Source organism: Chrysiogenia bacterium, assembly GCA_020434085.1.
Lineage (GTDB): Bacteria > JAGRBM01 > JAGRBM01 > JAGRBM01 > JAGRBM01 > JAGRBM01.
In genome coordinates this window covers 1-8,004 of record JAGRBM010000330.1, presented here as the reverse complement: position 1 = coordinate 8,004, position 8,004 = coordinate 1, and the positions used below count along the sequence as shown (strand labels likewise).

The following is an 8,004-nucleotide window of genomic DNA, read 5'->3' as shown; positions in this document are numbered from 1 at the left end:
CGATCTGCTGCACGTAGGGAAACACAGAACTCGACTCGTCGAGCCCTTCGATCACCAGGTGGGCATTGCCCATGATGAGCATGAGGATGTTGTTGAAGTCGTGGGCAATTCCACCTGCCAGGCGGCCGACCGCTTCCATCTTCTGCGCCTGTCGGAGCTGGGCTTCGACCATGCGCCGCTCGCGGCGGCTTTCGGCTTCGCCGAGCTCTCGCTCCACGGCGGGGATGAGACGGTTGAGGCGATCCTTCGTCAGGAAGTCATGGGCGCCGGCCTTCATGACCGAGACGGCCACTTCTTCATCAACCGCGCCGGAGAGCACAATGAGCGGAATGTCGCTGTCGCTTTGATGCAGAATTTCGAGGGCCGCGAGCGCATCGAACTGGGGGAGCGAGTAGTCGGCAAGGATCACGTCCCATTCCCGGCTCTCGAGCGCCTCGCGCATGGTCTCGGCACTCTGGACCCGTGTGGATTCAATCCGGGAGCCGCTCTTGCCCAGCTCGCGCACGAGCAATTCGGCATCCTCGGGGGAGTCGTCCACGACGAGAACGTGTAGGGGATTGCGCATCATGCCCGGTATACCGCGTCACAGGTGATTGGCCCGCGGGCCACGTCCTGCACTCGTCCTCCAGTAAGCTCAGCTCACTATTCGAAGTCACTCGCCTCTGAAACCTTATCTTGGCGGATTCGCGGATTGAGGGAAACCCCCCAAAAGGGCCTCAATCTCGCCCAGAACAGGCGTTTATCCGCTGATTCTGAGTGATTGGTATTGGGACACGGCCGGCTTGCTGCGCAGCTATCGGTCATCGAGGGGCATTGCCCGGGCTTCCTCGGGGCAGCCCGGGCAGGTCATGGTCCCGATTTCTCAAGTTATATCAGCGACTTCCCTTTACATTACAAGGGAACGCCGTTATATTTGAACTCAAGGGAAGGAGACCGGAAACGAGGCTTATTATGCTTGGAACACCAGAACTCATAGTCGTCCTCGCCATTGTGGTCCTTCTCTTTGGCGCCAAGAAAATCCCCGACCTTGCTTCAGGCATGGGCAAGGGTATTCGCAGCTTCAAGAAAGCGCTCAACGAGCCCGACGCGATCGACGTCACGCCTGAGAACAACGAAGGCGAAAAGGCGAAGAGCTCGGCGCAGGAAGCCTGATCTCCCCTCTTACATACTGCTAACCGGAGAATTCTGGTGGTGCGCAGCGATGAGGCGTGCTCACGCTGGGATCGATCTTTTGTTCAAAAATTAAGACGCTTGCTTATTGCTCAGCCAGGTCGGCCTGAACCTGAATGATGTGCACGTTCGCCGCTTTTTCTGCCAGTTCCGGGAACACCATCATGAACGGCACGGAGGCGCCGGGTTTGACGGCAAAGTTGATTCCGCCGCCGCCGATTTTGACCTGAAGCTTGGCGCGCACCTGCGGAATGGGAAGTCGTTTGAGCGCCTCGACGTCCAGGATGTTCCCGGCGAAAACGGTTTCCTGCAATCCGATTTCCTTGTTGGTCGCGCTGAGGGCCTGCCCCTCGAGCTGGAAGAAACTGCGACTTCGCGTACCGATGTTCTTCACTTCTCCCTCAACCACGTAGAGTTCCTTGCCGAACTGGTTGACGATGGTGAAGCTCTTGCTCACAGTCAGGTCCCAGAACTTCGGCGGCGGGGGAAAGTCGGGATTGGCCGGGAACGGGATGATCCCGCGTAGCGCCACGACTTCCTCGTATTCCATTCCCGAATCCAGATAGAGCTGCGGCATGTATTCGACGCTTGCGCGCCAGCCGCAGATGAGAACCAGCAGCAACACCACCGCTCCGATGACCTTGGGCAGCGCAGATGGAGGCGCCACGTTCTGCATCTTCTTTTGATTGCCCCACTGGAGCGCCGGTTCGCTGCGTGAGTGCGGTGGCGCGCCCTCGCCTTCGTCGAAGCTCTCGCCCGCGTCGCCGCCCCCGCCACCGAAAAAGTCGTCGGTGCCGGAGATCAGTGTATCGAATTCCTCGCCCGTGCCGGTGCCGGGCTCCGGCGAAGGGGCTTCGGCCTCCGTTTCGAGGCCCGACGATGCCATGTCCGACTCTTCGGTCAGCATCGACTCAGCCGAACTGTCGTTGCCAGAGGGGGCGGACGCGGGAGCGTTCCCGCTATCGAAGAGGTCGCCGAAGGGATCACCGGAGCTGGCGGGCGGCGCGCTGGGAGCCGCCTTGGCCGAGGTATCGAGCGTCATCGCATCGCCGAAAGGATCGGTGTCCCCGCTGCGTGCGGGCGCCGGTGGCGGCGGTGGGGGAGCCTGCGGCGCAGGCGCTGCGGGAGGCGGTGGCGGAGCAGCGGCCCCGCCCTTCTTGGGGCCAAAGAGCTCGTCGAGATTGTCGAACTCGCCCTTTTCATGCGCGAACGGTGCAGTGGGCGCCGAGGGCGGCGCTGCAGGAGCTGATGGCGCCGGGGCATCGGCGCCCAGATCGACTTCCATCTTTCGACCGACGGAAAAGTCCACGTCGTCGATATTGAAGACATTGTCCTGGGTTGCGGGTTTGACCGGCGGCCTGGGGGGCGGTGCCTCACCGGGGCCGGGCCGTTTGGGACGATCCGGACGCGCGGCGCCCGGCTCTGGCGGACGCGTTTGCCCCAGCGGGCCATCGGTGAAATCGCTGTCGCTGAATACGTCGCTGCTGTCGGCACCGGTGCCGAAGTCATCGACGGAGAAACCGGTCTGGGTGGAAGCCGGCGCGGCAGGCGCAGCGGGCGGCACCTCCCCTTCCTTGTGCACGACGAACACATGCTTGCAGCTCGAGCAGCGGATCTTCACCCCTTTGGGTGTCACCTTCTCATCGGCAAGCTTGAATTTCGTGCGGCACTCTGGGCACTGAACGATCATGTCGTACGCAAGGAACCCTTTGGCACGCGGCCCCGAAAGTGGAAGTTCATTCCCGCCAACGAAGCGAGCGCCCTCACCGTGCGGTAGGCGACTGGCAAAGCCGAAACACCGGGCGCCTGTACCACCCGAAACCGCTCGTACGCGGCCCGTCATGCCGCATACTCTGCAAGTCGCCTTCCGGGGGCTTTATAGCGGAAATCTGCTGAAATCCAAAGTTGTTTCCGGCACTTCGGCGCCCCCCAATAGGTGTCGGGATCTTGACCACCTGCGTCAGATTGTGGTACTCGACTCTTTGGTAGGAGCATCCGGTTGTGCCCCCTCTCGGCGCGTTGCGTTAGGCGGTGGGAACCCCGCTGATTTCCGGGTGCTTAAGGAGAGTCTGACAACATGCCTGAATCGACCACCGCCGAGCCGCGCGTCATCAAGCGCTATCCCAACCGCAAGCTCTATGACACGCAGAAGAGCTGCTACGTGACACTCGACGAGATCGCCAACATGGTCAAGGGCGGTGAAGACGTCACCATCATCGACAACAAGACCAACCAGGACATTACGAGCGTTACGCTCACACAGATCATTTTCGAGGAAGAGAAGAAGAACAAGTCGATCCTTCCCCTCTCGGCACTGCGCAAGATCATCCAGAGCGGTCAGGACTTCCTCCAGAGCACGATCAACGAAGGTGCCGAGCGCGTCACGCACCTGCGCGATGAAACTGAAAAGCAGATCAAGCGCCTGATGAACCGCAGCGAGCTGACCGCGGACGAATACCGCAACCTGCTCACCGAGTTCTTCATGACCCGTCAGAACAACCTCGAAGAGTTTCAGCACAATCTCGATGACAAGGTTCGCCAGTACGTCGACAAGATCTTCCGTCGCGAGGGCGGTGGCGCCCCCATGGCGGAGGCCGAGTACCAGAGCGAGATCGAGCGCCTGCGTAGTCGCATCCGCGAGCTTGAGCAGAAGGTCGAAGCGATGGGCGACGACGAGTAATCGGCCGGATTGAATTCATGAAAAAGCCGGGCTTTGTGCCCGGCTTTTTTTGTGCCTTGTTGAATGGAAAGCGCGACTCAGCTCACGCGGTCCATGTAGGTTCCATCACGGGTGTCGACCTTGATGACCGTGCCCTTGTCCACGAACTGGGGGACCTGCACAACGAGCCCGGTTTCCATGGTCGCCGGCTTTTTCGAGGCGGTCACGGTGGCGCCTTTGATGGCGGGCTCGGTCTCCGCGACGGTCAGTTCGACGGACGTGGGCAGCTCGATGCCGATGGCGCGTCCGTTGTAGAGCGCGATCTCCACCTGGGTGTTGGGGAGCATGTAGCTGGGCGCATCGCCGAGCCAGTCTTCGTCGAGCTCCATCTGCTCGTAGCTCTCATTGTCCATGAAGTGGTACTTCGTACCATCGGCGTAGAGAAACTCCATCTTGCGATGGTCGAGGGAGACCTTCTCGACATTCTCGGTGCTGCGAAAACGCTGCTCGAAGCTGTTGCCCGAGTCGATGTCCCGCAGGCGGGTCTGGATGACTGCGTTGCCCTTTCCGGGGGTGCGGTGTTCGACCTTCATGATCGTGCAGAGTTTGCCGTCGAGTTCGATGGTATTGCCCACTCGGAGCTGGGTTGCGCGCACAGGAGGCATGAGAGTTTCTCCCCAGAAGGTGTCTGGCGCCGCGCAAACTAGCCAGCGCGCTGGCGGCAGGTCAAGGAGGCGGCATCCGAAGCGCCCTTGCGCCACCCGACGGGCAAATTATCCCTGCCTGGCTCCGCCGGGATAAATGAGTGTTGCGCAGCGCGGCAAGGCTCCGCTAGAATTACTCGGACTCAGATGGACGACGACCCCGACCAGCTCATCTCCACCCTTTTTACGATCCTCGGCCTCGTGCTCGCCAACGGCGTGTTCGTGGCCGCGGAACTTGGGTTCTCAGGTCTCCAGCGCTTTCGCGTGCAGGAGATGATTGATGCCGGCAACCGCCGCGCCCGCCGTCTGCTCAAACTTCTCGACAAGGCAGAAAAGTACAGTGCCACCACGCAGGTGGGCATCTCCCTGGCGACCGTGATGCTGGGGTGGGTGAGCGTCGAGGCCCTGGCCGGTGCGTTCATGGGTTACCCGGGCGGCTTCAGCTACGCCATCGCCATCGCCCTCTCGCTCACCGTGCTGGTCACCCTGCACTTCGTACTGGGCGAGCAGGTCCCCAAGATCGTGGCCCTGGCCAGTCCCGAGCGTGTCTCGCTCTGGCTCTACTGGCCGGTGCACCTCATGGCCGTGGCGCTCACGCCGCTGCTGGCCCTGCTCAATGCCGGCGTGGATGCGCTGGCCGGCTCGCTCGGTCAGGAGAGCCCCGTACTGGCCGGTCACCGGATGGTGCAGTCCGAAGAGGAACTCAAACACCTGGTGGGAGCCTCGAAGCGCCACGGCGTGCTCGAGGCCAGCGAGGAAGAGCTCATCCACTCGGTGCTCGAGTTCACCGACCGCACAGCCGAGGAAATCATGTGCCCGCGCACCGACATGGAAGCCGTGCGCGAGGACGTGACCATGGATGCACTCCTCAAACTCATGGCCGACAGCGAGTACTCGCGCTACCCCGTCTACCGCGAGACCGACGACCACATCATCGGAACGATTCATGTCAAGGATATGATCGAGCGCCTCGCCGATTCAGACGACGGACCCTTCCGGGTGACCGACCTGATGCGCCCGCCCACCTTCGTCCGCGAAGAGATGCGCCTGCCCGACCTGCTGGCGGCCCTTCGGCGCGACAAGGCGCACATGGCCATCGTGGTTTCCGAGTTCGGCGACGTCTCGGGCCTCGTCACGATGGAAGACGTGCTCGAAGAACTCGTGGGCGAGATCTCCGATGAATTCGACGAACCCGAGACTCCCTTTGAGGAACGCTCGGGCGGCCGCTACTCCATCGATGGAATGGTCACGATCGAGGAAGTGAACGAGCGCCTGGGCCTCAACCTGCCCGACGAGGACTACACCTCCATCGGCGGCTACGTCTTCGGACGCATCGGCCGCCGTCCCAAGGTCGGCGACAAGGCCGAGATCGAGGGCGCCACGTTGCGCGTCGAAGCCATCGACGGCCTGCGCGTGAGCCGCGTGCTCTACCTGCCCGAAGGTTCGGAGCAGAAGATTTCCGACAAAGCGGCTGCGAACTAGTTTGTTTGTGACCAGCAAAGAAAAAGCCCGGCCATCTGGCCGGGCTTTCTGTTTTGAACGCGCGAAAGCTCAGGCCACCTGGCAGCTCCACTCGAGGTCTTCGAGCTTGGTGATCGTGGGCTTCTCGCCGCAGATCGGGCACTCGGGATCGCGCCGGAGCTTGTATTCCTTGAACGCCATATCGAGGGCGTCGTACTTGAGCAGGCGGCCGTTCAGGGTCTTGCCCTGGCCCAGGATGAATTTCACTGCTTCGGTGGCCTGGATGATTCCCATCATGCCGGGCAGCACACCCAACACGCCGGCCTCGGCGCACGAGGGCGCCATGTCGGGGGGCGTGGGCTCGGGATACAGGCAGCGGTAGCAGGGCCCGTTGTGCGGGTGGAAGAGCGTGGCCTGTCCCTCGAAGCGATAGATCGAGCCATGCACGTTCGGGATGTTCAGCATCACGCACGCATCGTTGACAAGATAGCGCGTCGAGAAGTTGTCGCAGCCATCGAGCACCATGTCGTACTGCTTGAACAGCTCGACGACGTTCTCACTATTGAGGTGCATCTCGTACTTGTTGATGGTGATGTCCGGGTTGAGCGCATGCAGGCGCTCATAGGCCGAGTCCACCTTGGGCTTTCCGACCCACTCCTGGGTGTGGAGGATCTGGCGCTGGAGATTGGTCACGTCCACGACGTCGTTGTCGACGATGCCCAGCGTGCCCACGCCCGCAGCGGCCAGGTAGAACGCTGCGGGAGAGCCCAGGCCGCCGGCGCCGATGAGCAGAACTTTGGCGTCGAGCAGCTTCTGCTGGCCTTCCTCGCCCACCTCGGGGATGAGCAGGTGGCGCGAATAGCGCTGGCGATCGTCGGGCGAGAGGACCTTGGGCACGTCGATGGCATAACCCTTGTTCTTCCAGCCGTTGATGCCGCCGATGAGACTCTCCACGTCGGTGTAGCCGATTGCTTCGAGGTCGCGCGCGGCAAAGGCGCTGCGGTTGCCGCCGGCGCAATAGAGCACGACCTTGGCCGACTTGTCGGGGACGGCGTCCTCGACGCGCATTTCAAGAAAGCCGCGCGGGATAAAAGTCGCGCCGGGAATCTGCCCGGTCTCGAACTCCTCGCGCTCACGCACGTCAATGAGGGCGAACTCCTCGCCCGCCTTCATGCGGCGGCTCAGCTCGTCGGCGTCGATCTCGGTGATCTTCTTCTTGATGTCGCTAAGTACGTCTTGGGCCGTTGCCATGCTCGTAACCTTTGTCCGGCGTGCGCCCGGTTTGTTTCGGGGCATGCTTGAAGTGCGCCCACTCTTAACCCAGCGCCGGTTGAGCAGCAAGACGCTGCCCAGAGCGCCCGGGTTTGGGGCGTCTGTGCAGATATGGATGCTTTGATGGCCCCGGAGGGTTCAGGGGCGCTCGACGGTGAACCAGAAGGTGTTGCGCGCGCCCACGCCGGGGAAGTTGTAAATGCCCCGGCCCAGGTAGTTGCCGTCATCGAGCTGGCGGATCTCGTCGGTCAGTCGCCGGACAATGCCCGGGTTGCCGGGCACATCGTAGATGATCTTGATGACTTCCAGGTCCGGCTCGATCTCGCTGGGGCCGCGCTCGACATAGAACGGGGCGACTGAGAGGAATCCCAGAAACTGGTTGTGGCCGCGAATATCGCTCGCGCTGCGAGAGCGGAAGACCTTCTTCTGAAGCAGCACGCGCAGCGGCGGAAGCCGTCCGATCAGGCCGCGCACAATCCACTCGCCGCTCAGATCGAGCTGCTCGGGCACGCTTCCCTCGCGAAAGTGCTTGTCGTAGATCATGTCCGCTTCTCCTGACCGGGGCCCCTTTGGCCGGGTCGCCCATACTCACAATTCTGCCCGCCCGGCCCGGGGCTTGGCAATCGATTGGTGATGCCGCCTCACCCCGTGCTATGGTCCCCGGCGTGGGCCGAACCAAGCGAGGCGGGAGCCAGGTGCCAAGAGCAATCCGTTCTTCAACCATCTATCTGATTGCGG

Annotated in this window: 8 protein-coding genes; 3 read left to right on the top strand and 5 right to left on the bottom strand. The window is 62.1% G+C overall.

What is annotated here, in order from left to right; translation table 11 throughout:
- The coding region (locus KDH09_11425) for a response regulator (protein ID MCB0220298.1) at positions 1-568 on the bottom strand (568 nt) is incomplete at its 3' end.
- Between the two features lie 383 nt (positions 569-951).
- Here KDH09_11425 and KDH09_11420 point away from each other — a divergent pair.
- Positions 952-1,152 carry a twin-arginine translocase TatA/TatE family subunit gene (locus tag KDH09_11420; protein MCB0220297.1) on the top strand — a complete coding sequence of 67 codons (201 nt, stop codon included), beginning with the start codon at positions 952-954 and terminating at the stop codon, positions 1,150-1,152.
- Positions 1,153-1,255: 103 nt separating this feature from the next.
- On the opposite strand, the gene KDH09_11415 is transcribed toward KDH09_11420, so the two are convergent.
- The gene (locus KDH09_11415; GenBank protein MCB0220296.1) at positions 1,256-2,860 is read right to left on the bottom strand and encodes a zinc-ribbon domain-containing protein; all 1,605 of its coding nucleotides are present in this window, start codon (positions 2,858-2,860) and stop codon (positions 1,256-1,258) included.
- Positions 2,861-3,247: 387 nt separating this feature from the next.
- On the opposite strand from KDH09_11415, the gene KDH09_11410 reads away from it, so the two are divergent.
- Complete coding sequence (locus KDH09_11410) at positions 3,248-3,850, top strand: transcriptional regulator (protein MCB0220295.1); 603 nt, start codon at positions 3,248-3,250, stop codon at positions 3,848-3,850.
- 77 nt (positions 3,851-3,927) lie between these two features.
- Here KDH09_11410 and efp read toward each other — a convergent pair whose 3' ends face one another.
- On the bottom strand, positions 3,928-4,494 hold the full coding sequence (gene efp / locus KDH09_11405; protein MCB0220294.1) for an elongation factor P: 567 nt from the start codon (positions 4,492-4,494) through the stop codon (positions 3,928-3,930).
- Positions 4,495-4,680: 186 nt separating this feature from the next.
- On the opposite strand from efp, the gene KDH09_11400 reads away from it, so the two are divergent.
- On the top strand, positions 4,681-6,015 hold the full coding sequence (locus KDH09_11400) for an HlyC/CorC family transporter (GenBank protein ID MCB0220293.1): 1,335 nt from the start codon (positions 4,681-4,683) through the stop codon (positions 6,013-6,015).
- Between the two features lie 69 nt (positions 6,016-6,084).
- Here the strand turns inward: KDH09_11400 and moeB are convergent, their stop codons facing one another.
- Positions 6,085-7,245, bottom strand: a complete 1,161-nt coding sequence (gene moeB / locus KDH09_11395; protein MCB0220292.1) for a molybdopterin-synthase adenylyltransferase MoeB — start codon at positions 7,243-7,245, stop codon at positions 6,085-6,087.
- A 159-nt stretch (positions 7,246-7,404) separates the two neighbouring features.
- Positions 7,405-7,809, bottom strand: a complete 405-nt coding sequence (locus KDH09_11390; GenBank protein MCB0220291.1) for a hypothetical protein — start codon at positions 7,807-7,809, stop codon at positions 7,405-7,407.
- Positions 7,810-8,004 lie beyond the last annotated feature (195 nt).